At 47.9% G+C, this 2249-nt stretch carries 3 protein-coding genes; all 3 read left to right on the forward strand.

All coding sequences use genetic code 11. The features are described 5' to 3' along the window. Nucleotides 1–828: CHAT domain-containing protein (locus tag QUA45_RS28545; RefSeq protein WP_333223286.1), on the forward strand; the 828-nt coding region annotated here is incomplete at its 5' end. Nucleotides 829–1417: 589 nt separating this feature from the next. Next, entirely contained in the window at nt 1418–1633 is a 216-nt protein-coding gene (locus QUA45_RS28550; protein ID WP_006631949.1) for a hypothetical protein, read from the forward strand. 155 nt (nt 1634–1788) lie between these two features. Next, on the forward strand, nt 1789–2249 hold a 461-nt coding region (locus QUA45_RS28555), incomplete at its 3' end, for a pirin family protein (RefSeq protein WP_333223288.1).

Raw genomic sequence — 2249 nt, forward strand, 5'->3', positions numbered from 1 at the left:
ATCGAACCAATTGCTGACCTTCTACCTCAAGATCCAGCGTCGCGAATTACCTTTATTCCTCATGAATCTTTGTTCTTAGTTCCCTTTGCCGCGTTGCAAGATAGTTCGGGAAACTACTTGATAGAAAAACATACTATTTTAACAGCACCTTCAATTCAAGTGCTGTCTTTAACAAAGAAACAGCAACAGCTTGTTTCAGGAAAAGGTGCGCTAGTCGTTGGGAATCCTACCATGCCAAGTGTTGCCTTTACGACGAACCAACCTCCTCAAAAACTGTCATCACTCCCACACTCTGAAGCCGAAGCGATCGCGATCGCTCAGCTTTTGAATGCTGAACCGCTCACAGGCGACAAAGCGACAAAAGTAGCAGTTTTACAGCAAATAGAGCGATCGCGCATCGTGCATTTAGCAACTCACGGCATCCTGGATGACGTGGAGGGATTGGGGGTACCTGGAGTCATCGCACTTGCCCCAAGCAAGGATGACAGTGGTTTACTCACTGCTAGCGAAATTTTCAATTTGAGGTTGAATGCCGAACTCGTCGTTTTGAGTGCTTGCAATACGGGTCGCGGTCGTATTACAGGTGATGGCGTCATTGGTTTATCGCGCTCGTTTATTGCAGCAGGCGTTCCGAGTGTTGTAGTTTCTCTGTGGTCAGTATCTGACGAATCAACAGCCGACTTGATGGCGGAATTTTATCGGCAGATGCAGCTAACGCCTGATATTGCCCAAGCGCTGCGGAAGGCCATGCTGGTGACATTGGCCAAACATCCTAATCCTGTAGATTGGGCCGCTTTTACCCTCATTGGCGAAGCAGAGAAACGTTAACCCGGAAAAGCTGATTTCCTGTCGTCAAGAGACCTAATACCTGCTCTTCCTTACTTAGTGTGCCAAATTATCATTTTTCTGGTGTCTCATACCCCACATCCGGCCCTTTGATATCAATTCCGGTTAGATCGGAATGATTAAACCACAGAGGACGCAGAGGACGCAGAGGAAGAGAAGAGAGATGAATAATTCCGAGGAAGGGCGGATTTGATAGGACTCTCATATTCAGGTATTTTTGACCAAGCCATGAGGTTTGCATCAATTTTGAGGGAATTCCCAGTCAACAGTCGCTACTCGTGGAGAATGGGTTTAAGAGGAGATAGTTTTTCCGATGAAGGTCTAAAACTTTTGTACAGCAAGAGGTTCAGACTCGTGAAAGACGAAAATTATCACTGTGACACTGGAAGGGGGAAGGTGGGTTCTAATTGTTTCACCGCTGCATTGGTTTCAATGTTGTGACTTCGATCACTTGTCACACGGACTTGGTTCACCCAATATTTTCAGTATTATCACGGAAAAAAACCAGCACCATCACTTGCTCTTAGGAGAAACCACGAGATGATTAAGGTGTCGAGTTCAAAACAATCCCATGTCTCCAGTTAATCTTCTCCCCGGCGCTATCAACGAATTAATCGCCACTGTCACCGATACTCACCGCGTTACCAAAGCTGACCGCTACGGCATGATGGCCGCCATTCTAGATGAGTCTATCAGTGAAGAAGAACGTGGCTCGCTCGATCGTCTAATTCGCTCTCTGGTCAAAGGTAGGATTCAAGTCAGTGATGAACTCTCCATCGTCTCCTAAGCAAAAAGCTCGTTGAGAACTCGACACTCTACAACAGCTTTCGATTGGGAAAGTTTAGACCAGTCACTGATATTGCGATCGTCCTATACAACGATAGCTTTTTGTATAATGCAGTTTTGAGATAGACGATTAGCGTTCGCAATTTCATAAACATTATGACGGATACCATCCAGCATCTCATTGAGCCACACATTCAAGATTTGGGTGGATTCCAAGCCCGCCGCTTGCTTCCCTCAGACGTTCTAGCACTGGTAGGCCCGTTCATCTTTTTTGACCATCTGGGCCCTGCGGTGTTTCCCCCCGGCCGGGGCGTGGATGTCAGACCCCATCCGCACATCAACTTAGCAACCGTCACCTACCTGTTTGAAGGCGTTTTGCTGCATCGTGATAGTGTGGGCAGCGTTCAAGAAATCCGTCCTGGTGCGGTGAACTGGATGACGGCAGGGCGAGGCATTGTCCACTCTGAACGCACGCCTGACGACGAGCGCAGCAAAGAAGCCATCCTGCATGGCATCCAAACCTGGATAGCACTTCCCGATGAATACGAAGAAACCGACCCCTGGTTTCGGCATCATCCGGCAACTGAACTGCCTGTTTGGGAGGATGCAGGAGTTTC

Source organism: Microcoleus sp. Pol12A5 (genome assembly GCF_036701435.1).
GTDB lineage: Bacteria > Cyanobacteriota > Cyanobacteriia > Cyanobacteriales > Microcoleaceae > Microcoleus.

What these genes read in the sequence shown, in the direction of transcription:
- QUA45_RS28550 (WP_006631949.1), top strand. Translation starts at nt 1,418, where the DNA reads ATGTCTCCAGTTAATCTTCTCCCCGGCGCTATCAACGAATTAATCGCC.